This window comes from Sphingomonas sp. GW821-FHT02B09, from assembly GCF_059421875.1.
This window is the reverse complement of sequence record NZ_JBWKVV010000004.1, coordinates 273,909-294,601: the sequence shown is the minus strand read 5'-3', so window position 1 is coordinate 294,601 and position 20,693 is coordinate 273,909. Positions and strand designations below refer to the sequence as shown.

The following is a 20,693-nucleotide window of genomic DNA, read 5'->3' as shown; positions in this document are numbered from 1 at the left end:
TGTGCGGATCCGCCGTGTTCCAAACCCACCCCGTCACCCCGGACTGGTTCCGGGGTCCACTCCGCGGCGAGGAGAAAGGCATGATTCGACACCGTTCTCTTGGGGTCAGGTGGACCCCGGAACCAGTCCGGGGTGACGCAGACAATGTGGAAGCGGCTCGATCCTCATCACCGCAGCCATATGCGATAGCCCTGTTCCCGCGCCCGCCTCAGTCGACCAGCGGGGCGTCTGGGCGATAGCCGACCGTGGCGATCACGGTGCCGTCGGGGTTCTTGCCGGCGCGGTAATAGGCACCGATCTGCTGGCGCTGTCCCCAGGTCAGATCATCCCAATCCTGGCGGTCGTTGCTGGGATGCCGGCCGCCGGCGCGTTTGTCGATGATCCTGCCCTTGCCGTCCGACGCCCGCTGGGTCCTCGCGCGGCCGATGCCCTTGGCCTTGAGTTCGTCGTCGAACGCGCCGCTTTCCACCGCCTGTTCGAACTTTTCGAGGAATTCCTCGAAGCGATCGACCGGCAGGTGGTTGGTCGTGGCGCCGTTGATCTCCAGCGTCTCGCCGCCGATCTTCACCGTCATGGCGAGGACGCCGTTCTTGATCTGCCACCAACGGCTCGTCGCCTTGCTGGTGTCACCGGTGCGCGCGACGAACTGATCGCGCATGCGCTTGATCCCGTCGAGCAGCGGCTTGCGTGCCTTGTGCGGATCGTCGTGCTGGACGTTGAACGTATCGGCCAGACCCACATTGTCGATAAAGCCGGCAAGTGTGTCTTTCATCGTCTTCCGCTCCGTCACGATCGGAGGCGCGGCTAGGCACCAGACCTTACCGATTTATCAACGAAATGGCCGGCGGATTGCGTGGTGGGCACCGGGGTCGGCGACGGTGCTGGAAGGAAACGTTGTCTTTCCTGACGTTAGCTTTGGGTTGGCGCGGTCGAGAAAATTGCGGCGGGGCGCCGATCGGTGGGGTCGGGGTCGGGAGGAAGGCTGGTTCGCGCGAAAGCGCGAAGGCGCGAAGGGAAGAAGGGATTTGCGCGCGGAGGCGCGGAGGCGCGGAGGTGTCGCGTTCGTGGGATATGGCGTCGCCACCCCGTTCGTCACCCCGGCGGAGGCCGGGGCCTATGGTTGCGGTAAGCTCCGATGTGGGGCGCTGCCGCCCCGTCGGGGCGTCCATGGGGCCCGACGTTCGTCGGGATGACGAATGGGAGAGGCGGCAACCTCTCTCTCTCTCTCCTTTCGTGGGGCTTAGCCGCCGCCGCCCGCCGCCAGCGCCGCCAGCAGCAGCAATGCGACGATGTTGGTGATCTTGATCATCGGGTTGACCGCCGGGCCGGCGGTGTCCTTGTACGGATCGCCGACGGTGTCGCCGGTGACCGCGGCCTTGTGCGCCTCGGATCCCTTGCCGCCGTAATTGCCGTCCTCGATATACTTCTTGGCATTGTCCCACGCGCCGCCGCCGCTGGTCATCGAGATGGCGACGAACAGGCCGGAGACGATCACGCCGAGCAGCATCGCGCCGAGCGCGGCGAAGCCCTGCGCCTGGCCCGCCACCGCGGTGATGATGAAGTAGAGCGCGATCGGGCTCGCCACCGGCAGCAGCGAGGGCACGATCATCTCGCGGATCGCGGCGCGGGTGACGAGGTCGACGGTGCGGCCGTAATTCGGGCGGCTGGTGCCGAGCATGATGCCCGGATTGTCGCGGAACTGGCCGCGCACCTCCTCGACCACCGCGCCCGCCGCGCGGCCGACCGCGGTCATGCCGAACGCCCCGAACAGATAGGGGAGCAGCGCGCCGAGCAGCAGGCCGACGATGACGTAGGGATTCGAGAGGCTGAAATCAACGGTGACGTCGGGGAAGTAGGTCTGGAGGTCCGTCGTATACGCGCCGAACAGCACGAGCGCGGCGAGGCCGGCCGAGCCGATCGCATAGCCCTTGGTCACCGCCTTGGTGGTGTTGCCGACCGCGTCGAGCGCGTCGGTACGCTGGCGGACGTCGTCGGGCAGGCCGGCCATCTCGGCGATGCCGCCGGCATTGTCGGTCACCGGGCCGTAGGCGTCGAGCGCCACCACCATGCCGGCAAGCGCGAGCATCGCGGTCGCGGCGAAGGCGATGCCGATGATCCCGGCGAGCTGGTAGGTGGCGATCACTGCGACGACGATCACCAGCGTCGGCATCGCGGTCGATTCGAGGCTGATCGCGAGGCCCTGGATGACGTTGGTGCCGTGGCCGGTCTGGCTGGCGGCGGCGATCGACTTGACCGGGCGATAATTGGTGCCGGTGTAATATTCGGTGATCCAGACGATCAGTCCGGTGACGGCAAGGCCGATCACCATGCACCAGAACAGGTCCATGCCGGTGAAGCTGGGGATCGCCCCCGCCGCCGCGGCGGGCCGGTCGAAGCCGGTGGTGAGATCGTCCGACACCGCGTCGAGGAAGCCCGCGCTGCCGATCGTGCGGTGGAGGTCGCCGAGCACATAGTGCGTGGCGAGATAGATGGCGGGGATCGACAGCAGCGCCGACGTCCAGAAGCCCTTGTAGAGCGCGCCCATGATGCTGCCCTTGCCGAGGCGGACCGCATAGGTGCCGATGATCGAGGTGACGATGCACACGCCGCCGACGAGCAACGGCAGGCTCATCAGCCGCATCAGTTCGGCCGCATCGGCGCGGATCAGCAGCGCGATCGAGATCATCGTGACGCCCAGCGTAACGACGTACGTCTCGAACAGATCGGCGGCCATGCCCGCGCAATCGCCGACATTGTCGCCGACATTGTCGGCGATCACCGCGGGATTGCGCGGATCGTCCTCGGGGATGCCCGCCTCGACCTTGCCGACGAGGTCGGCGCCGACGTCGGCCGCCTTGGTGAAGATACCGCCGCCGAGGCGCGCGAAGATCGAGATGAGCGACGCGCCGAACGCCAGCGCGGTCAGCGCCTCGACGATGATCCGGTCGTTGGGGGCATGGCCGGCGGGGCCGGTGAGATACCAGAAGAAGCCGCTGATCGCGAGCAGGCCGAGCCCGGCGACGAGCATGCCGGTGACCGCGCCCGAGCGGAACGCCATGGTGAGGCCGCCCTGCAACGAATGACGTGCGGCTTCGGCGGTGCGGACGTTGGCGCGGACGGAGATGTTCATGCCGACATAGCCGGCGACGCCCGACAGCAGGGCGCCGATGACGAAGCCGATCGTCGAGATCGCGCCCAGTGCGGCGAACAGGATGACCGCGACGATGACGCCGACGATCGCGATGGTGGTATATTGGCGGCCGAGATAGGCCTTGGCGCCTTCCTGGATGGCGGCGGCGATGTCCTGCATTTTCGCATCGCCGGGCGAGGCGCGCAGCACCTGTTGGCTGGTGACGAAGCCATAGACCACGGCGATGACGCCGCAGAGGATGGCGATGAAGACCGTGGTCATTCTCGCATCTCCTTCTCCTGTTGACGCACGGCCGATGTGTCCCGGTCTCGTGGCGCTTGGATGGAGGCTATGGCGCGGGCGCGGGGAGCGCAAGCGGGTTCGATCATGACCCGTCGCCGCCGCAGGCCGTGGATGTTTGCCGGTACGGAGATATTCCGGAAGTCATAACGCAAATGTTTGCAACGGTTTGCAGCAGCTCGTCGTCCAAGTGCCGTATTGATCGCGAAGCGGAAAGGTATGCGCTCGTCCGGATCGACTACCCATGCCGCTATATAGCTACAATGTGCCCGCCGGAGGGACATCGGCACTGGTAACGTCTGCGGGAGATGCCTGCGGCGGCTACGCCTTGCAAAAGAGCCCATAGCCGAATCAGTTGAACCTGATTCGCATTAGCGATAGCTGCACTTCAAAGATGGGGGGCTATCATGAGGAAGAGCATGCATGTCGCCGGTGTCGCGCTGGTGGCGCTGGTATCGGTCCAGGTTCGGGCGGAGCCGTTGCAGCGTGACGTCAGCGCAGGCGCGCAGGTCGCATCGACGACGGAGCGGGGCGACCCGGATGACGACATCCTCGTGCAAGCGCGACGCGACGAGACCCTAGCCGGCACCAAGACCGCGACGCCGCTGATCCAGGTGCCGCAGCCGCTGACCGTCATCCTCGACGATGTCTATCGCGCGCAGGGGGCGATCAACATCTCGGATACGGTGCGTTATGCCGCCGGCGTCAATTCCGACGCCTACGGCCGCGACACGCGCGTCGACAGCTTCACGATCCGCGGCGTCAACGCGCTGCAGTTCCGCGACGGCATGCGCGACATCTTCAGTTATTATGCGAGCATCACCTCCGACCCCTATAATTTCTCGCGGGTCGAGATCGTCCGCGGGCCGGCGTCGGTCTTGTTCGGGCAGGGATCGATCGGCGGCATCGTCAATCTGGTGTCGAAGACCCCCGTCTTCGCCAATGCCGGCGAGATCGGCGTGACCTATGGCAGTTACGACCGCAAGGAGGTGCTCGCCGACCTCAACGGCGTCGCCGGCAGCACGCTGGCGGGCCGCATCGTCGCGCGCGTCCGCGACGCCGGCACCTATGTCGCCAACGTCCCCGACGACCGGATCATGCTAGCGCCCTCGGTGACCTGGCGGCCGTCGGAACGGACCGACGTGACGCTGCTCGGCCTGTACCAGAAGGACAATGGCGGCTCGACCGCCAATTTCCTGCCGATCGTCGGCACGCTGCGCGACAATCCGGGCAACCCGCGGCTGCCGCGCTATCTGTTCGTCGGCAAACCCGGCTACGACCGCTACGCCGGCCGGCTGCTACAGGGTGGGGGCGTCGTCACGCATCGTTTCAGCGATGCCGTCACGCTGAGCCTGAAGGCGCGCTACATCGACAGCCATCTCGACTATTTCACGCATTATACCGATAGCTACCGCAAACCCGCCAATCCCTATGTCGCGGGCAGCAACGGCCGCCGGATCGGCCTCTACACCGCTTCGTCGGTCGCGCGGCTGAACGTCTTCAGCACCGACGACAATCTCCAGATCCGCTTCAACACCGGCGCGGCGATCGAACACCGCCTGCTCGCCGGCGTCGACTATAGCTGGAATCAGGTGCGCAAGAGCGACAATTACGGATATCAGCAGATCGATCTTTACACTATCGATCATGCAGCGATTCTCGAGCCGCCGCTGGTCGCGCCGTTCGGCCGCGATACGCAGAAGCAGCTCGGCCTGTACGTGCAGGATCAGATTCGCATGTGGGAACGCGTCTCGGTAGTGCTCGGCACGCGGCACGACCGGGTGCGGGGCACGAAGCTCAACACCCGCTCGGGGGTTACGACGCGGACGACCGATACCGCGACGACGTTCCGCGCCGGCATCATCGGCGAGGCTGCAGCGGGCATTTCACCCTTCTTCAGCTATACCGAGAGCTTCCAGCCGATCGCCGGCCAGACCAGCAGCGGCGCCGCCTTCCGCCCGCAAACCGGCAACCAATATGAGACGGGGGTGAAGTGGCAGCCCGATGCGGCGACTTTGGTCACCGTCACCGGCTTTCGCATCAAGGAGCGCAACCGTCCGGTCGCCGATCCCGCCAATCCGCGCGGGCAGATCCAGGCCGGCGAACTGATCACCAAAGGCGTCGAAGTCGAGGCGACGCGCACGCTGCCCGGCCGTTGCGATCTCACGCTCGCTTATGGCTATAACGACGTGACCGGCGACACCATCGCGACGGGCTATGCCGCCAAACATGTCGCCTCTGCCTGGGGAACCAAGACGTTCGTCGGTCGCGACGCCAACCTGCGGCTGGGCGCGGGCGTGCGCCATATCGGCGAGCAGGTGTCGAGCAGCCCGGTGTGGACGATCGTCACGCCCGGCCGCACGATGGTCGACGCGCTGGTCGAGCTGGAGCGCGACCGCTGGCGGCTGACGCTCAACGCAACAAACTTGCTCGACAGGCGCGTCTTCGCCTCGTGCCTCGCCCGCGGCGACTGTTTCAGCACCGCGCCGCGCAACGTGATGGTCTCGCTCGGCTATCGTTTCTGATCGGCGCGCATCGCGTGGATCGTCGAGGCTTTAGTGTTCGAAGCCGAGCCGTGCGGGCAGGGGGAGGGGCTCGCCGGCGTCGTGCAGATGCAATCCGCTGCCGCGGGCGAAGCGGCCGAGGCGGGTGGCGACGACGGGCGGGACGACGTTGGCGGGCATCGCGAACAGCAGTTCGTAATCGTCGCCCGCGGTCGCGGCGGCTAGGCGCGCGGCGCGGTCTTCGCCCGCGAAGGCGCGATAGGGCGCCGACAGCGGCACCGCGGCGAGATCGAGATGGACGGCGAGGCCGCTCGCTTCACCCATCCGCGCGGCGTCGATCAGCAGGCCGTCGCTGACGTCCATCATCGCATGCGCGATGCGGCTGAGCACGCGGCCCTCGGCGAGGCGCGGGGTCGGGCGGCGGTAGCGCGCGGCGAGTTCCGGGGGGCCGTCGGCGCCCTGCGCGATGGCGAGGCCGGCACCGGCGTCGCCGATCGTGCCGGTGACCCAGAGCGCGTCATTCTCACCGGCGCCGCCGCGCGGCGGTGCGGGGGTGTCGCAGCCGAAGGCGGTCACGGTGAGGACGCGCGGCGCACCGGCGGGGAGCGTCACCGTGTCGCCACCGAGCAGGCTGGTGCCGCAGGCGGTCAGCACCTCGGCGAGGCCGGCGAGGAAGGCGCGATCCCAGGCATCGTCGGAGAGCGGGTAGTTGAGCAGGATGCCATCGGGCTTGGCGCCCTTGCCGGCGATGTCGGAGAGGTTGGTGGCGACGAGCTTCCACGCGACGTCCTGCGGTGTGTCGTCGCTGAGGAAGTGGACGCCCTCGACCAGCGTATCGGTGGTGACGACGAGGGGAACGTGGAGCAGCCGCGCGGTGTCGTCGCGCAGCCCCCGCGCCGCCGGATGGAGCGGCAGGGCGCGCAACGCGGTGAGGAAGTCGGTTTCGGTCATGCGCTCCTTTCGCCGCAAGCCCCTCTCCGCCAAGGGGGGGCAATCTTCGTCATGCCGGGCTTGATCCGGCATCCCGCCTTTCGCACCGTTCGAGGAAGCGGGACCCCGGCGCAAGGCCGGGGTGACGGTGCGGGTTCGGAAATGCGTCCGGAACCCGGAGACGCTCATATGCAATAGCCCGCTCCCTCGCGGGGAGGAATTGCGGAGCTACGCCGTGCGTACGTCCTTGGCGATGCCGTCGAGCAGGCCGTTGACGAAGCCGGCCTCGCGGCGCTCGTAGAAGGCGTGGGCGACGTCGACATATTCGCTGATCGTCGCACCGACGGGCACGTCGGCGCGCGCCATCAGCTCGTAGGTGCCGGCGCGCAGGATCGCCTTCATCGGCTTGTCGAGGCGGGCGAGCGTCCAGCCCTTGGCGAGCTTCTTCTCGATCGCGAGGTCGATCTCGCCGGCGCGCGCGGTCGTGCCCTTGACGAGGTCGTCGAAGAAATCGACGTCGGCGTCGGCATATTCCGCGTCCTCGATCGTCGCGCCGAGGCGGTGATTGTGGAATTCATGGAGCAGCGACGGCACCGCGGTGCCTTCCATCTCGTGCTGGTAGAGCGCCTGGACGGCGGCGAGGCGGGCGGCGGCGCGCGCCTGGGTGCGGTTGGAGCTTCGGGACATCCGGCGGGCCTGTAATCGGATTGACGCGATCCGTCACCCCTCTGCCGGGCCGCGACGCCGTGCGCGCCGCGGCCCGAAGCGGGATCAGGGCATCAGCACGGTGTCGACGACGTGGATGACGCCGTTCGACTGCATGACGTCCTTGATCGTGACGTGGCTGGTGCCGCCCTTGGCATCGGTGAGCATCAGCGTGTTGCCCATCATCGACGCGGTGAGCGGCTCGCCCTGCACCGTGGTCAGCGTCGCCTTGCCGCCGCCGGCCTTGATCGCGGCGGCGATCTGCTTCGACGTCATCGTGCCGGCGACGACGTGATAGGTCAGGATATTGGTCAGCGTCGCCTTGTTCTCGGGCTTGACCAGCGTGTCGACGGTGCCGGCGGGGAGCTTGGCGAAGGCGGCGTTGGTCGGCGCGAAGACGGTGAACGGACCGGGGCCGGAGAGCGTGTCGACGAGACCCGCCGCCTTGACCGCGGCGACGAGCGTGGTGTGATCCTTCGAATTGACCGCATTCTCGACGATCGTCTTGGTCGGGTACATCGCGGCGCCGCCGACCATCGGGTTCTTGGCGGCCGACATGGCAGGGCCGGCGGCGAGCAGTGCGACGGCAGCGAGCCCGGCGCGGAAATGGGTCTTGGTCATGGGAGCATCCTTCTCTTGGCGCACCCTTTGCGGGTTGCTGATGAGAGGTACGTCGGCGACGTGGCCGGGGATGCTTTGACGCTGAATTGATTCACGCGAAGGCGCGAAGGCGCGAAGAAGGATTTTGTTCGCGCAGAGGCGCAGAGGCGCGGAGATGATGTGGGTGGTGGGAACGGCCCCCTTGATCTCGAAGTGGGTTACTAAGGGCTTGGCCACACTCCGAGCGAAAGACCTCCGCGCCTCCGCGCGACCGGAGTTCTTTGCGTCAAAGGCCTTTCAGGCGTGGCTTCCAGCGGGCGGCGATGTCGGCAGCGGCGGTGTCGCCGTTCGTTGTATTGGCGCTTTGATAGACGTCGATCGTGATGCCACGCTCGACCAGTCGCGCCGTCGCTTCCGCCAGTAGCGCGTTGATGATGAATGCGCCGAGGATGGTGGATGTCGGGCCCATCCTCGGGCCATGCGGGCCGGCCGGGACGCTGGCGTCGCCGGGAACCGCGCCGTTGTCGAGGACGATGTCGCTGACCTCGAACAGGCGCTGCCCCGATGGGTGGAGGGAATCGACGCTGCGCGAATGGCGCAGCGAGGTGATCGCGATCACGGTCGCCCCGCGCGATCGGCAGGCAAGCGCCATCTCGATCGGGAAGGCGTTGCGCCCGGAATTGGACACGACGACCACGACGTCGCCGGCCGCCACGGGATAGTTCGCCAGCAGCGCTTCGGCACGGCCCGGCTCGCGCTCCAGCGATGACGAGCGCGTCGCGCTGACATGCAGCATCAGGTCGGGGTCGAGGATCGCTTGCACCGCAGCGACACCGCCGGCGCGGTAGAAGGCTTCCTCCGCGATCAGGTGGGAATGGCCGCTGCCCGCCACGTAGATGATGCGGTCCGCCGAAAGCGCCGATGCCACCGCGTCGCAGCCACGGTCGAAGGCATCGTCCTGTGACGCGACAAACTCATCGAGCGACCGGACGATCGCGTCTCGATAGTCCCGGGTAAACCGCCCCATATCCACCGCCCCCGCACTATGCTGCCATGCGCGTGGGGCAGCCTATCGCAGACCAGAGACGACGGCCATCATTCCCTTAGCGGTTCAGCCGTAACCGCAACGCCACTGAACGCGCATGCGCGGGCAGGCCTTCGGCGTGGGCGAGGGCGACGGTGGCGGGTCCGAGTTTGGCCAGCGCGGCCTCGTCGAGCCCGAGGAAGCTGGTGCGCTTCATGAAGTCGAGCACCGACAGGCCGCTGGCGAAGCGGGCGCGGCGGCCCGTCGGGAGGACGTGGTTGGGGCCGGCGACATAGTCTCCGATCGCTTCTGGCGTGTGGCGGCCGAGGAAGACGCTGCCGGCATGGCGGACGCGGTCGAACAGCGCTTGCGGGTCGTCGACGGCGAGCTGGAGATGCTCCGGCGCGAGGCGGTCGACCAGCGGGCAGGCGGCTTCGAGCGACTCGACGACGATGATCGCGCCATTGGCGTCCCAGGCGGCGCGGGCGACCGCGGCGGTGGGCAGGATCGCCAGTTCCTCGTCGACCGCCGCCGCGACGCGGTCGGCATAAGCGGCGTCGTCGGTGAACAGGATCGACTGCGTGGTGACGTCGTGCTCGGCCTGGCTGAGCAGGTCGGCGGCGGTCCATTGCGGATCGTTCAGCGCATCGGCGACGACGACGATCTCGCTGGGGCCGGCGACCATGTCGATGCCGACGACGCCATAGACCTGACGCTTGGCCTCGGCGACCCAGGCATTGCCGGGGCCGGTGACGACGTCGACCGGCAGGATGCGGCCGGCGCCGTAGGCGAGCGCGGCGATCGCCTGCGCACCGCCGATCCGCCACACCTCGTCCACCCCGGCGAGATGCGCGGCGGCGAGTACGAGATCGTTGATCTGGCCGTCGGGCGTGGGGGTGACCATTACCAGCCGGCCGACGCCCGCGACCTTGGCGGGGATCGCGTTCATCAGCAGCGACGACGGGTAGGCGGCGCGGCCGCCGGGGACGTAGAGGCCCGCCGCGTCGACGCCGCGCCAGCGCGCGCCGAGGCGGACGCCGGCCTCGTCGACATAATCGCTGTCGGTGGGCTTCTGGCGCTCGTGATAGGCGCGGATGCGTGCGGCGGCGAGGTCGAGCGCGTCGCGCAACGATGGGTCGAGCGCGGCATAGGCGGCGGCGCAGGTGGCGGGTTCGATGCGCCAGCCGGTTTCGGCGAGATCGTGGCGGTCGAGCTTGCGGGTGAAGGCTTCGACCGCAGCCTCGCCGTCGTCGCGGACGGCGCGGATGATCGCCGCGACGTCGCGGGTGACGTCGGCGGAGGCTTCGCGGCGGCCCTCGACCAAGGCGGTGAAGGCGTCGGCAAAGCCGGCGTCGCGGGTGTCGAGGCGGATCATGCCGCCTGCTCCTGTGCGACGGCGCGGCGGAACGCCTCGACCAGCGGCACGACCTCGGGCCGGGTCTTCATCGCGGCGCGGTTGACGATCAGGCGGCTGGTAACCTCGGCGATCACCTCGACCTCGACGAGGCCGTTTTCCTTGAGCGTCTTGCCCGACGAGACGAGGTCGACGATGCGCGGGGCGAGGCCGAGCGTCGGCGCCAGCTCCATCGCGCCGTTGAGCTTGACGCATTCGGCCTGCACGCCGCGCGCGGCGAAATGCGCGGCGGTGGTGTGCGGATATTTGGTGGCGACGCGGACGTGGCTCCAGCCGCGCGGATCGTCGGTGGCGGCCATCGCGGCGGGTTCGGCGACCGAGATGCGGCAATGGCCGATGCCGAGGTCGACCGGCGCATAGAGTTCCGAATAGGCGAATTCGGCGAGCACGTCCGACCCGACGATGCCGAGCTGCGCGGCACCGTGCGCGACGAAGGTCGCGACGTCGAAGGCGCGGACGCGGATCAGCTCGATATGCGGCACGTCGGTGGCGAAGCGCAGCGCGCGGCTGTTCTCGTCGCCGAACGCGGCTTCGGGGTGGATGCCGGCGCGCGCGAGCAGCGGCAGCGCCTCGGCGAGGATACGGCCTTTCGGCACGGCGATGACTAAGGGGGGTGTCGACACGGCCCGGGCTTTACTGGCGGGCAGGGGTGGGCGCAACAGAGCGCGACGAGGAGGCGAGTCGATGGCGGGCGAAGCGGAGAACCGGGCGGCATTCGCGGTGCAGGCGGGCTATTGCGCGGCGATGGCGGCGCCGGTGACGGCGCGGGTCTGCGTGGCGCTGGGGCAGGCGCTCGATCGGACCAGCGCGACCGGGCGGCGGGTGCTCGACTGGCCAGGCGAGCCGGTGGCCGATGCGGTGGTGCTGCGGCTGGTCGGCGGGCTGCATGCGCTGCATCGTGCGGGCGCGAATGCCGATCTGTCGCTGGTGTTCGACGGTGCCGTGACCGAGGAGGCGGCGGTCGCGGCAACGCTCGGGCGGGTGGTCCGCGACCATGACGCGGCGCTGCTGCCGTGGCTCGACGGGCCGCCGCAGACCAACGAGGCGGCGCGGTCGGCGGGGCTGATGACCGGGCTGCTGCATCTCGCGACGCGGTTCGGGCCGCGCGTCGAGGTGCTGGAGATCGGGTCGAGCGCGGGGCTCAACCTGATGCTCGGGCGCTATCGCTTCGATCTCGGGGGCGTGACGGGCGGGCCGGAGGATGCGGCGGTGCGGATCGTGCCGGAATGGCGTGGCGTGGCGCCACCCGTGGCGACGGTCGACGTGGTGGGCGCGCGCGGCGTCGACATCGCGCCGGTCGATGTCGGCGATCCGGCGCAGGCGGCGCGGCTCGAGGCCTATGTCTGGGTCGATGCGCAGGAGCGACTCGCGCGGCTCGCCGCGGCGATCGGCGAGGTGCGCCGCGTCGGCGTCGATCTGGTGCAGGGCGATGCGGCCGACTGGGTCGAGGCGCGGCTCGCCGAACCGCAGGCGGCGGGGGTGACGCGGGTGCTGATGCATTCGGTGGTGTGGCAGTATCTTCCGGCCGCGGGGCGGGCGCGGATCGTCGCGGCGATGGCGGCGGCGGGGGCGCGGGCGAGCGCGGACCGTCCGCTCGGCTGGGTGATGATGGAGCCGAACCGCGATCTCCACCGCCACGAGGTGCGCGTGCGCGGCTGGCCGGGCAAGACGGCGATGGAGCTGGTGGCGCTGACCCATGCGCATGGCGCGTGGGTCGAAGGGTTGGCGGCGCCGTATGAGACGCGCGACTATGTGATGCGGCGCGGGGCGTATGAGGCGGATTGAAAGGGATAAGATTCCCTGTTTCCGTCATCCCCGCGAAAGCCGGGACCCATGGATGCGCATCGCTGCCGCATTGCGCCTCGCCGACGACACCGAAACCATGGGTCCCGGCGTTCGCCGGGATGACGAACAGGGGATAGCGATCGTCGGCGGGAAGGGCGCGAACCCTTCCCGCCCCGATCATCAATAGAAGAAGCGGTTGTAGACCTGCACCGCGCGGCCCGAGCGGGTGTCGACCAGCACGACGTCGTTGCCGTAGCGGACCCAGCGCTGATAGCCGTAGCCCGGACGCGGCAGGCGATAGGTGCCGTAATCGTTGATCCAGTAACGCTGGCCGTAATATTCCGGCGCGAAGCGATAGCCGACGTTCACCGGGCGGTAGCGATAGCCGCGCGGACCGGCATAGACGCCGCGGCGATAGACGTCGCCGTGCGTGCGGCGATAGTCGCGCCAGTCCTCGCGCAGCTCGCGGCGATCCTCGCGGACCTCGCGGCGCGCCTCGCGGATGTCGCCGCGGTCGCCATAGGCGCGGGCGCGGGCGAGATCGCGCTCGCTCTGGCGGACTTCGCGTTCGCTCTGACGGACCTCGCGGGCACTCTGCGCGCTCGCCGCGGCGGCGGGCAGGACGGTCGCGGCGGCGATGGCGGCGATGATGATCTTACGCATCGTAACTCTCCTCTATGGCGCGCTTCGGCCGTCGGGACGGCGAAGAGCATGGCGGCCTTTTCCGCCTATGCGGCTGAACGCACGAGGAATGTTTTGGTCAGCAAAACGAAAGCTGGGTGCGCGTGCTCGCCCTCACCCCTCGCCGGCTGCGCCGTCTCGTCCCCTCTCCCGGCGGGAGAGGGGAAAGGCGCGTCGCGCCGAGGGGTGAGGGTGGAGACGCCCTCAGATATTCCAACGCCGCATCGCCGCGACGACCGCTTCGGGCTTTTCCCATGGCACGAAATGGCCGGCGTCGATCTTCTCGACCGTCAGCTTCGGCACATAGGGGCCGAGATCGTCGACCAGCACCGGCAGCAGCGCCGAATCGCGCATCCCCCAGATCACCAAAGTATCCTGCGTCACCGGCGGGAAGGGGCGGTCGAGGAAGGCGGGGCGGGGCGGCGTCTCGTCCATCGCGGGGACGATGACGGTGGAGGCGCGATACCAGTTGAGCATCGCGGTCATCGCGCCCGGCTGCGACCATTCGTCCAGATAGGCGGCCTTGTCGGCGCCGGCGATCGCATGGGTGACGTGATGCGCGAAGGTCGAGCCGAGGAACTTCTCGAGGCCGGCGCCGGTCAGGCCCCGGTCGATCGTCGTGTCGCGGAAGCGGGTGATATATTGGCTCGCCTTGCGCTGTTCGGGTTCGTCGAACAGCGCGCGCTGGAAGAGATAGGGGTGCGGCGCGTTGACGATCACCAGCCGCGCGACGCGGTCGGGGCGGGCGAGCGCCGCCATCCACGCGATCGCGCCGCCCCAGTCGTGGCCGACCAGCGTGAACCGGTCGATGTTCAGGTGATCGGCGAGCGCGATGAGGTCGGCGAGGATCCTGTCGGCGGCATAGGCCTCGACGCCCTCGGGCTTCGAGGACCGGGCGAAGCCGCGCTGGTCGGGGGCGATCACATAATGGTCGCGGGCGAGGTCGGGCAGGATTCCGCGCCACGTCCGGTGCGATTCGGGAAAGCCGTGGAGCAGGATCACCGGTGGCCGGTCGGGCGCGCCGGCGATGGCGACGTCGAGTTCGACGCCGGTGGGAAGGGCGATGCGCTGTACCGCTGGGGTCATGATAACACTGGGGTCATGAGGCTCTCCTGTTTCCCTCCTGCCATTTCCCACGGTCGTCATCCCCGCGGAGGCGGGGATCCAGACGCGCGGGTTCCTGCTTGAGCCGCATCGTCAGCGTGTATGGATCCCCGCCTTCGCGGGGATGACGGGGAATGCTCGGTCAGGGATAGCTCACCGTATTCGGCACTTCGGGGATGGGGATCCATTCCTTGTCGTCGCCGGGGACGACGGGAAATTCGCCCGCCCTCCATGCGCGTTTGGCTTCGTTGATCCGCTCGCGGCTCGACGAGACGAAATTCCACCAGACGTGGCGCGGGGTGCGGAAGGCGTCGCCCCCCGCCAGCATCGCGCGACCGCCGCTGCCCGAGCGCAGCGTCGCGGCGATGCCCGGACGCAGCACGTAGAGCTTCATCGGTTCGAGCGGCACGCCCTCCAGTGTCGCCTCGCCCATTGCGAGATAGACGGCGCGTTCCTCGGCGGCGGCGTCGATCGGCACGCTCGCGCCGGGGTCGAGTGCGATGTCGGCGTAGATCGTGCCGGCATAGGTGGTGGTCGGGGCGCGCTGGCCCCACAGATCGCCCATGATGATGCGCGCGCGGGCGCCATGCGCGGCGATCGTCGGCAATTCCGCCTTGGCGACATGTTCGAAGCCGGGCGCCATCTCCTCCTGCGCCTCGGGCAGCGCGAGCCAGGTCTGGATGCCCGACAGCGCCGGGCCGGCCTCCCGCTCGTCGCCGGGCGAGCGTTCCGAATGGACGATGCCATGACCTGCGGTCATCAGATTGACCGCGCCGGGTTCGATCCGCTGGCGCGTGCCGAGCGAATCGCGATGGTCGATCGCGCCGTCGAACAGATAGGTCACGGTCGCGAGGTTGATGTGCGGGTGCGGCCGCACGTCGATGCCGTTGCCGATCTCGAGATGCGCCGGCCCCATCTGGTCGAAGAACAGGAACGGGCCGACCATCGTCCGCTCCTTGTTGGGGAGGGTGCGGTGGACCTTGAAGCCGCCGAGGTCGTGGGTGACCGGGGTGATCGTCTGGAGCACGAAGTCATCGAGCACGGGCAGGCTCCGTTTCGCTGAGAAGCTGTTCGAGATCAGCAGGATAGATGGTTTCGGGCCAATCGGCCAGTTCGGCCCGCGCAAACCAGCGCGAGCCGGCGAGGACGCGTTGCTCCAATTCGGTGAGCGCGCCGGCGCGGACTTCGTGCCGATCGATGTCGACGCGGAAATAGCGTTCGTCGGCGATCACCTCGACGCGCTCGAAAGTGAGGAATTCGCAGGTGCGCTGCGCCACCTCCGGCCCGCAGTCGAGGTCGAGGCCGACCTCTTCCCACAATTCGCGGCGGGCGGCCTGCGCATAGCTTTCGCCGGGATCGACTGCGCCGCCGGGGGTGCACCAGAGCGGCGGGCGATCGTCGGGGGTGAAGCGCATCAGCAGGACGCGGTCCTCGCCGTCGACGAGGAGGATGCGAGCGGCGGGGCGGGGGATGCGGGCCATTGCGTGGCCTTACCCGGTCGCGGGGACGGCGCGAAGGCGGCAATGGTGAAACGGTGATGTTCCGGGCTTGCCAAGGGCTTGTCCGGCCCCCCCCGTTCGCCCTGAGCTTGTCGAAGGGCGTTGAGACTCACCTGTGCTTCGACAGGCTCAGCACGAACGGTTGGTCGAGGAAGGGCGCTTCGGGCGCTACGCCGCGTCGAGTTCGGGATAGTGGCGGAAGATGCCGTCGGTGTTGAAAGGCAGGCGGCGGTCGCTGGCCAGATAGACGCGGATGCCGGGCAGGTCGGCGACCGCGGCGTGCAGGCGCAGAAGGGCGGGGTAGCGCGGCGCCAGCGTCTTCATCCGCTGGGGAAACATGTAGCGCAGCCCCTCGACGAGCTGGAACAGCGAGGTGTCGCCATAGGTCCAGCGATCGGCGAACAACCAGTCGCCGGCCCCTTGCGCGGCGGCGGCCTCGAAATGGTCGAGATATTTGGGCAGGCGCTCGTCGCGGAATTGCGCGGCGGCGCGGGCGGCCTCGGGTTTCTGGTCGTCGTAATAGTCCATCATCGCGACCGGGTGATGGACGTTGTGCACCTCGGCGACGATGTCGGCGATCGTCAGTTGCAGCTGGTCAAGCCAGTGGCGGTCGGCGAGGCCGGACGGCGCGAGATCGTGCTGCTGGCCGAGATAGTGGAGGATGTTGGCGACCTGCGCGATCGCATGGCCGTCAAGCGCCAGATAGGGCGGAGCATAGGGGCCGCGACCCCCCTTCGCGCGTTGCTCGAGGTCCTGCATCATCGCCTCGGCGCCTTGGGTGCGGGCGCAATCCTCGTACGGAATGCCGGCGGCTTCGAGCGAGAGGCGGACGAACTCGCCGCGGCCCTGGATCGTCGGCCAATACCACAAGCGATAGACCATGGGCTTACTCCCCGGGGGCGCGCGCCTTGATGGCGAGCGCGTGGATGCGCGTCGACAACAGATCGGCGAGCGCATGGTTCACCGCACGCTGGCGCGCGACGCGGCTGGCGCCGGCGAAGGCGGGGCTTTCGACGATGACGGTGAAGTGCGATTCGCCGGTGCCGTCGTCGCCCATATGGCCGGCGTGGAGGTGGCTGTCGTTGGTCACTTCGAGATGCGTCGGGGCGAGCGCGGCGGTGAGACGGGCGGCGATGATGTCGGCGAGCGGGCCGGTAGCGGTGTCGGTCATCGCGCCTATATATCTGCATTGCGCCAATTAGGGAGCGTTCGTGACGCGCGCGAGTGAGAAGAAGGACCGGCCGCAGACGCGGTTCCACGGTCGGATGGAAGCCCAGGGCCGCGTCTGCGCCGAACCGGGCTGCGAGGAACCGGGCGAGTTCCGCGCGCCGCCGCTGGAAGGCGCGGCGACGGGCAACGGACCGGGTGCGTTTCGCTGGATGTGCCTCGACCATGTCCGCGCGTTCAACAGCCGCTACAATTATTTCGACGGCATGACCGCCGACGAGATCCATCAGGCGCAACGACCGATGGCGGGCTGGGAGAATGAGACGCGTGCCTTCGCGCGGGCGGGCTATGGCGACCAGGGGCCGCGCTGGGCGGATTTCAACGATCCGCTCGATGCGATCGGCGCGCGCTTCCGTCGCGAGGTCGCGCCCGAGCGGAACGACGGCAAGCCGCTGTCGGGGCAGGATCGCGCGAGCCTCAAGGTGCTGGGGCTGGCGGCGGATGCCGACCGGCAGGCGCTGCGCAAACGCTATTCGGAGCTGGTGCGGCAATATCACCCCGACCGCAACGGCGGCGACCGCAGCCACGAGGCGCGGCTGCAATCGGTGATCGCGGCGTATCAGCAATTGCGACAGGCGCCGGCCTTCGTCTGATCGGGGGCGTAGTCTATTCGCTCGCCAGGCGCCGTGCGATCGCCTCCAACTGGTCGGCGGCGGCGTTCCACCCCGCCTCGAACCCCATTGCGGCGTGGCTGGCCTTCGCCTCCGCCGTCCAGTGCCGCGCGGTCGCCGTGTAGCGCGTGCCACCGGCCTCTTCGGCGAACGAATCGATCCGCACCATGAACGGGCCGGCGGGGTGCCAGCCCGCGGTGAAGGCGTCGGTCGCGACGATCCGCACCTGCGGCACCACCTCGAGATACACGCCCTCGAGCCGGTTTTCCTCGCCGCCGGGGCCGCGCATGACGATCTGCGAACGGCCGCCGGCGACGAGCTCCTGCGTTACGAATTCGGCGGTCCAGGGCTTGGGGCAGAACCACGCGCCGGTATCCTCGGTCCATGCCCGCCATACGGCGGCGACCGGCGCGTCGATCAGGCGGGTGATCGACAGTTCGTGCGCGGCCGTCATGCGGTGGCGCTCCGGCGCGGACCGACGAGGCCGATCTGGCTGCCGTCGGGATCGAGGATATTGGCGGAATAGTCGCCGCCGGGGATCTCGTCCGGGCCCTGGATCACCGTGCCGCCCGCCGCCTGCGCCGCCACGATCGCCGTATCGATCTCGGCGACGAGGACATAGCTGTTCCAGCGTGCCGGTGCCTGCGTGGCGACGCTCGACATGACGGCGCCGGGTCGCGCGTCGCCGGCGGCGAGGAAGGTATAGTCGCCCATCTGCCCCATCGGCATCGCGCCCGCCGCCGTCCAGCCGAACAGCGCCCCGTAGAAGGCGAGCGCTTCGTCGGGATCGGGCGTCGCGAGCTCGATCCAGACCGCGTGGCCGACGGCATCGGGGGCCTGCGAGAAGGGGGCGGCCTCATCCTGCGCGACGGGCTGCATGAGCCGGAGGTCGACCCCCTGCGGATCGCGCAGGATCGCGATCGTGCCGACGTGCGGGATGGCCATCGGCGCGAGCAGGATCGTCGCGCCGCGCTGCTGTGCGAGGGCGAGCGTCGCCGCGATATCGCGCGTCGCGAAATAGATGCCCCACCCGCCGTTCGGCGGCGCACCCGGCGGGGGCGCCATCATCCCGGCGACGCTGACGCCGTCTGGGGCTGCGGCGAGCAAATAGCCGCCATGTTCGGGCGTCGGCGACGGCTGCGTCGTCCAGCCGAGGACGCGGTCGTAGAAGCGCGCGGCGCGGGCCGGATCGGGCGCCGTCAGTTCGAACCAGATCGGCAAGCCGTCGGTCAGTGGCATCGCAAAGCCTCCGTCAGGATTGGAACAGCAAGGTAAAGCCGCCGTAGATCATGCGCTTGCCATCGAAGGGCAGCGCTTCGGGCGCGGTCTTCATCCGGGGATCGGCCATCGCCGCGGCCATGCCGGCGTCGCGGACCGCCTTCGACGGCCATTCGATCCATGAGAAGACGACGCTTTCGCCGTCCTCGCGCTGCGTCGCCAGCGGGAAGCTGGTGCGTGTGCCGGGCGGGACGTCGTCACCCCATGCCTCGACGACGCGAGTCGCGCCGTGATCGAGGAAGATCGGTGCCGATCGGGTGGCAAGCGCGACATAGGCGTCGCGGTCGCGCGCGGCGAGCAGGAAGCCGTCGACATAACCGGTGGCGGGCGAGGGCGCGCCCTGATCGACGACGACCTCGAAGCCGCCATAGATCATCCGTGCGCCGTCGAACGGCATCGTCTCGATCAGCGCCGCCATCTCGGGAGCGGCCATCACCTGTGCAGCGGCGGCGTCGCGCGTCGCCTTGTCGGCATATTCGATCCAGCTGAACACCACCGTCTCGTCCGGCGTCGCCTGCACGGCGCGATGGAAATCGGTGTGCGTGCCATGGGGGACATCGTCGCCCCAGGCTTCGCCCTGCCGCCCGGCACCCGCCGCCTGCAAGACCGTCCAGCCTTGTGCCGCATGGCGACGATAGGCATCGCGTCGTGCACTCGGCACGGCGGTGACGAAGCCGTCGATATAGCGCATCGGCTCGCTCTCCTTTTTTCAAGGGATTACCTGCCTTTTCCGGTCCTGCGTCAAGCCCCGCGCGTACGATCGCGGTCGCGGCGGCTTGACGGCGGGGCAATCCGTTTCCACTGGATAGGCGATGCGCCATTCGCTCGCTTCGCGCGTTGGGGAGGGCCGCCTCTGATTTGCCCAGCTTCGAAACGGTGCCCCGACCCGATGACCGATATCCCCAATACCCAGCCCGACAGCCGCGAGACGACGATCCTCGATGCCCCCGACAAGATGGTCGGCATCCGCGAGCTGTTCGGCATCGACAGCGACATGCAGGTGCCCGCGTTCAGCGAGGCGGACGAGCGCGTCCCCGATCTCGACCCCGCCTATGTCTTCGATCCGGACACGACGCTGGCGGTGCTGGCGGGCTTCGCGCACAACCGGCGCGTGATGGTGCAGGGCTATCACGGCACCGGCAAGTCGAGCCATATCGAGCAGGTCGCGGCGCGGCTCAACTGGCCGTGCATCCGCATCAACCTCGACGCGCATATCAGCCGTATCGACCTGATCGGCCGCGACGCGATCGTGCTGCGCGACGGCCAGCAGGTGACCGAATTCCGCGAAGGCCTGTTGCCGTGGGCTTTGCAGACGCCGACCGCCTTGGTGTTCGACGAATATGACGCGGGGCGGCCCGACGTGATGTTCGTGATCCAGCGCGTGCTGGAGACCGAGGGCAAACTGACGCTGCTCGACCAGAATCGCGTGATCCGCCCGAACCCGTGGTTCCGGCTGTTCGCGACCGCCAATACGGTCGGCCTCGGCGACACCAGCGGGCTGTATCATGGCACGCAGCAGATCAACCAGGGCCAGATGGACCGCTGGAACATCGTCGTCACGCTCAACTATCTGCCGGCGGCGGTCGAATCGCAGATCGTGCTCGCCAAGTCGGGCGAATATGACAAGCCCGAGGGCAAGAAGACCGTCGAACAGATGGTCCGCGTCGCCGACATGACGCGCAAGGGCTTCGTCAACGGCGACATCTCGACGGTGATGAGCCCGCGCACGGTGATCACCTGGGCGCAGAACACGCTGATCTTCGGCGACGTCGGCTTCGCGTTCCGCTTGAGCTTCCTCAACAAGTGCGACGAGAACGAGCGGCCGCTGGTGGCGGAATATTTCCAGCGCGTGTTCGGCAAGGACCTGCCGGAGAGCGTGGTGGGGAAAGCGTAAGGATCGG

At 68.5% G+C, this 20,693-nt stretch carries 22 protein-coding genes; 5 read left to right on the top strand and 17 right to left on the bottom strand.

Annotation, left to right across the window (positions count from 1 at the left end; genetic code table 11):
- Window positions 1–208 precede the first annotated feature (208 nt).
- Complete coding sequence (locus AC07U4_RS18015) at window positions 209–772, bottom strand: hypothetical protein (protein ID WP_495196356.1); 564 nt, start codon at window positions 770–772, stop codon at window positions 209–211.
- A 468-nt stretch (window positions 773–1,240) separates the two neighbouring features.
- Window positions 1,241–3,412 carry a sodium-translocating pyrophosphatase gene (locus tag AC07U4_RS18010; RefSeq protein ID WP_495196355.1) on the bottom strand — a complete coding sequence of 724 codons (2,172 nt, stop codon included), beginning with the start codon at window positions 3,410–3,412 and terminating at the stop codon, window positions 1,241–1,243.
- Window positions 3,413–3,837: 425 nt separating this feature from the next.
- Here AC07U4_RS18010 and AC07U4_RS18005 point away from each other — a divergent pair, with 425 nt between their 5' ends.
- Window positions 3,838–5,955: a TonB-dependent siderophore receptor gene (locus tag AC07U4_RS18005; protein WP_495196354.1), complete on the top strand. Its 2,118-nt coding sequence runs from the start codon at window positions 3,838–3,840 to the stop codon at window positions 5,953–5,955.
- 30 nt (window positions 5,956–5,985) lie between these two features.
- Here AC07U4_RS18005 and thiL read toward each other — a convergent pair whose 3' ends face one another.
- The 6 genes from thiL to hisG all read right to left on the bottom strand — a co-directional run bounded on the left by thiL (window position 5,986) and on the right by hisG (window position 11,230).
- Window positions 5,986–6,885: a thiamine-phosphate kinase gene (thiL, locus tag AC07U4_RS18000; RefSeq protein ID WP_495196353.1), complete on the bottom strand. Its 900-nt coding sequence runs from the start codon at window positions 6,883–6,885 to the stop codon at window positions 5,986–5,988.
- 207 nt (window positions 6,886–7,092) lie between these two features.
- Window positions 7,093–7,551 (bottom strand): transcription antitermination factor NusB, encoded by a 459-nt coding sequence (nusB, locus tag AC07U4_RS17995; protein WP_038662363.1) that lies wholly within the window; start codon window positions 7,549–7,551, stop codon window positions 7,093–7,095.
- An 84-nt stretch (window positions 7,552–7,635) separates the two neighbouring features.
- Window positions 7,636–8,190 carry a fasciclin domain-containing protein gene (locus tag AC07U4_RS17990; protein ID WP_495196352.1) on the bottom strand — a complete coding sequence of 185 codons (555 nt, stop codon included), beginning with the start codon at window positions 8,188–8,190 and terminating at the stop codon, window positions 7,636–7,638.
- Between the two features lie 265 nt (window positions 8,191–8,455).
- Window positions 8,456–9,196 (bottom strand): sugar isomerase domain-containing protein, encoded by a 741-nt coding sequence (locus tag AC07U4_RS17985; RefSeq protein ID WP_495196351.1) that lies wholly within the window; start codon window positions 9,194–9,196, stop codon window positions 8,456–8,458.
- 76 nt (window positions 9,197–9,272) lie between these two features.
- Window positions 9,273–10,568, bottom strand: coding sequence for a histidinol dehydrogenase (gene hisD, locus AC07U4_RS17980; RefSeq protein ID WP_137897905.1), 1,296 nt, complete (start codon window positions 10,566–10,568; stop codon window positions 9,273–9,275).
- Window positions 10,565–11,230: an ATP phosphoribosyltransferase gene (hisG, locus tag AC07U4_RS17975; protein ID WP_245640696.1), complete on the bottom strand. Its 666-nt coding sequence runs from the start codon at window positions 11,228–11,230 to the stop codon at window positions 10,565–10,567. The genes hisD and hisG overlap by 4 nt, the downstream gene beginning before the upstream one ends.
- A gap of 61 nt (window positions 11,231–11,291) precedes the next feature.
- On the opposite strand from hisG, the gene AC07U4_RS17970 reads away from it, so the two are divergent.
- On the top strand, window positions 11,292–12,392 hold the full coding sequence (locus tag AC07U4_RS17970; RefSeq protein WP_495196350.1) for a DUF2332 domain-containing protein: 1,101 nt from the start codon (window positions 11,292–11,294) through the stop codon (window positions 12,390–12,392).
- Between the two features lie 52 nt (window positions 12,393–12,444).
- The gene (locus AC07U4_RS17965; protein ID WP_495196349.1) at window positions 12,445–12,579 is read left to right on the top strand and encodes a hypothetical protein; all 135 of its coding nucleotides are present in this window, start codon (window positions 12,445–12,447) and stop codon (window positions 12,577–12,579) included.
- Here the strand turns inward: AC07U4_RS17965 and AC07U4_RS17960 are convergent.
- The 6 genes from AC07U4_RS17960 to AC07U4_RS17935 all read right to left on the bottom strand — a co-directional run bounded on the left by AC07U4_RS17960 (window position 12,573) and on the right by AC07U4_RS17935 (window position 16,847).
- Window positions 12,573–13,055 (bottom strand): RcnB family protein, encoded by a 483-nt coding sequence (locus AC07U4_RS17960; protein WP_495196348.1) that lies wholly within the window; start codon window positions 13,053–13,055, stop codon window positions 12,573–12,575. The genes AC07U4_RS17965 and AC07U4_RS17960 overlap by 7 nt on opposite strands.
- A 222-nt stretch (window positions 13,056–13,277) precedes the next feature.
- Window positions 13,278–14,159, bottom strand: a complete 882-nt coding sequence (locus AC07U4_RS17955; protein ID WP_495196347.1) for an alpha/beta fold hydrolase — start codon at window positions 14,157–14,159, stop codon at window positions 13,278–13,280.
- A gap of 160 nt (window positions 14,160–14,319) precedes the next feature.
- Window positions 14,320–15,219 carry a pirin family protein gene (locus AC07U4_RS17950; RefSeq protein ID WP_495196346.1) on the bottom strand — a complete coding sequence of 300 codons (900 nt, stop codon included), beginning with the start codon at window positions 15,217–15,219 and terminating at the stop codon, window positions 14,320–14,322.
- The gene (locus AC07U4_RS17945) at window positions 15,209–15,658 is read right to left on the bottom strand and encodes an NUDIX hydrolase (protein ID WP_137897910.1); all 450 of its coding nucleotides are present in this window, start codon (window positions 15,656–15,658) and stop codon (window positions 15,209–15,211) included. The genes AC07U4_RS17950 and AC07U4_RS17945 overlap by 11 nt, the downstream gene beginning before the upstream one ends.
- A 186-nt stretch (window positions 15,659–15,844) precedes the next feature.
- Window positions 15,845–16,558, bottom strand: coding sequence for a glutathione S-transferase (locus AC07U4_RS17940; protein ID WP_495196345.1), 714 nt, complete (start codon window positions 16,556–16,558; stop codon window positions 15,845–15,847).
- Between the two features lie 4 nt (window positions 16,559–16,562).
- Window positions 16,563–16,847 carry a BolA family protein gene (locus tag AC07U4_RS17935; protein ID WP_495196344.1) on the bottom strand — a complete coding sequence of 95 codons (285 nt, stop codon included), beginning with the start codon at window positions 16,845–16,847 and terminating at the stop codon, window positions 16,563–16,565.
- Window positions 16,848–16,941: 94 nt separating this feature from the next.
- On the opposite strand from AC07U4_RS17935, the gene AC07U4_RS17930 reads away from it, so the two are divergent.
- Window positions 16,942–17,496 carry a J domain-containing protein gene (locus AC07U4_RS17930; protein ID WP_171009392.1) on the top strand — a complete coding sequence of 185 codons (555 nt, stop codon included), beginning with the start codon at window positions 16,942–16,944 and terminating at the stop codon, window positions 17,494–17,496.
- Window positions 17,497–17,509: 13 nt separating this feature from the next.
- Here AC07U4_RS17930 and AC07U4_RS17925 read toward each other — a convergent pair whose 3' ends face one another.
- The 3 genes from AC07U4_RS17925 to AC07U4_RS17915 are packed head-to-tail and all read right to left on the bottom strand — an operon-like array spanning window position 17,510 to window position 19,483.
- Window positions 17,510–17,968, bottom strand: a complete 459-nt coding sequence (locus AC07U4_RS17925) for an SRPBCC family protein (RefSeq protein ID WP_038662328.1) — start codon at window positions 17,966–17,968, stop codon at window positions 17,510–17,512.
- Entirely contained in the window at window positions 17,965–18,753 is a 789-nt protein-coding gene (locus tag AC07U4_RS17920; RefSeq protein ID WP_495196343.1) for a VOC family protein, read from the bottom strand. Before AC07U4_RS17920 ends, AC07U4_RS17925 begins: the two co-directional genes overlap by 4 nt.
- 13 nt (window positions 18,754–18,766) lie before the next feature.
- Complete coding sequence (locus tag AC07U4_RS17915; RefSeq protein WP_495196342.1) at window positions 18,767–19,483, bottom strand: DUF1428 domain-containing protein; 717 nt, start codon at window positions 19,481–19,483, stop codon at window positions 18,767–18,769.
- A 198-nt stretch (window positions 19,484–19,681) separates the two neighbouring features.
- Between AC07U4_RS17915 and cobS the strand changes: the two genes are divergently transcribed.
- Complete coding sequence (cobS, locus tag AC07U4_RS17910) at window positions 19,682–20,686, top strand: cobaltochelatase subunit CobS (protein WP_038662320.1); 1,005 nt, start codon at window positions 19,682–19,684, stop codon at window positions 20,684–20,686.
- The last annotated feature ends 7 nt before the right edge of the window (window positions 20,687–20,693 follow it).

What these genes read in the sequence shown, in the direction of transcription:
- AC07U4_RS18015 (WP_495196356.1), bottom strand. Translation starts at nt 772, where the DNA reads ATGAAAGACACACTTGCCGGCTTTATCGACAATGTGGGTCTGGCCGAT.
- AC07U4_RS18010 (WP_495196355.1), bottom strand. Translation starts at nt 3,412, where the DNA reads ATGACCACGGTCTTCATCGCCATCCTCTGCGGCGTCATCGCCGTGGTC.
- AC07U4_RS18005 (WP_495196354.1), top strand. Translation starts at nt 3,838, where the DNA reads ATGAGGAAGAGCATGCATGTCGCCGGTGTCGCGCTGGTGGCGCTGGTA.
- thiL (WP_495196353.1), bottom strand. Translation starts at nt 6,885, where the DNA reads ATGACCGAAACCGACTTCCTCACCGCGTTGCGCGCCCTGCCGCTCCAT.
- nusB (WP_038662363.1), bottom strand. Translation starts at nt 7,551, where the DNA reads ATGTCCCGAAGCTCCAACCGCACCCAGGCGCGCGCCGCCGCCCGCCTC.
- AC07U4_RS17990 (WP_495196352.1), bottom strand. Translation starts at nt 8,190, where the DNA reads ATGACCAAGACCCATTTCCGCGCCGGGCTCGCTGCCGTCGCACTGCTC.
- AC07U4_RS17985 (WP_495196351.1), bottom strand. Translation starts at nt 9,196, where the DNA reads ATGGGGCGGTTTACCCGGGACTATCGAGACGCGATCGTCCGGTCGCTC.
- hisD (WP_137897905.1), bottom strand. Translation starts at nt 10,568, where the DNA reads ATGATCCGCCTCGACACCCGCGACGCCGGCTTTGCCGACGCCTTCACC.
- AC07U4_RS17970 (WP_495196350.1), top strand. Translation starts at nt 11,292, where the DNA reads ATGGCGGGCGAAGCGGAGAACCGGGCGGCATTCGCGGTGCAGGCGGGC.
- AC07U4_RS17965 (WP_495196349.1), top strand. Translation starts at nt 12,445, where the DNA reads ATGCGCATCGCTGCCGCATTGCGCCTCGCCGACGACACCGAAACCATG.
- AC07U4_RS17960 (WP_495196348.1), bottom strand. Translation starts at nt 13,055, where the DNA reads ATGCGTAAGATCATCATCGCCGCCATCGCCGCCGCGACCGTCCTGCCC.
- AC07U4_RS17955 (WP_495196347.1), bottom strand. Translation starts at nt 14,159, where the DNA reads ATGACCCCAGCGGTACAGCGCATCGCCCTTCCCACCGGCGTCGAACTC.
- AC07U4_RS17945 (WP_137897910.1), bottom strand. Translation starts at nt 15,658, where the DNA reads ATGGCCCGCATCCCCCGCCCCGCCGCTCGCATCCTCCTCGTCGACGGC.
- AC07U4_RS17940 (WP_495196345.1), bottom strand. Translation starts at nt 16,558, where the DNA reads ATGGTCTATCGCTTGTGGTATTGGCCGACGATCCAGGGCCGCGGCGAG.
- AC07U4_RS17935 (WP_495196344.1), bottom strand. Translation starts at nt 16,847, where the DNA reads ATGACCGACACCGCTACCGGCCCGCTCGCCGACATCATCGCCGCCCGT.
- AC07U4_RS17930 (WP_171009392.1), top strand. Translation starts at nt 16,942, where the DNA reads ATGGAAGCCCAGGGCCGCGTCTGCGCCGAACCGGGCTGCGAGGAACCG.
- AC07U4_RS17925 (WP_038662328.1), bottom strand. Translation starts at nt 17,968, where the DNA reads ATGACGGCCGCGCACGAACTGTCGATCACCCGCCTGATCGACGCGCCG.
- AC07U4_RS17920 (WP_495196343.1), bottom strand. Translation starts at nt 18,753, where the DNA reads ATGCCACTGACCGACGGCTTGCCGATCTGGTTCGAACTGACGGCGCCC.
- AC07U4_RS17915 (WP_495196342.1), bottom strand. Translation starts at nt 19,483, where the DNA reads ATGCGCTATATCGACGGCTTCGTCACCGCCGTGCCGAGTGCACGACGC.
- cobS (WP_038662320.1), top strand. Translation starts at nt 19,682, where the DNA reads ATGACCGATATCCCCAATACCCAGCCCGACAGCCGCGAGACGACGATC.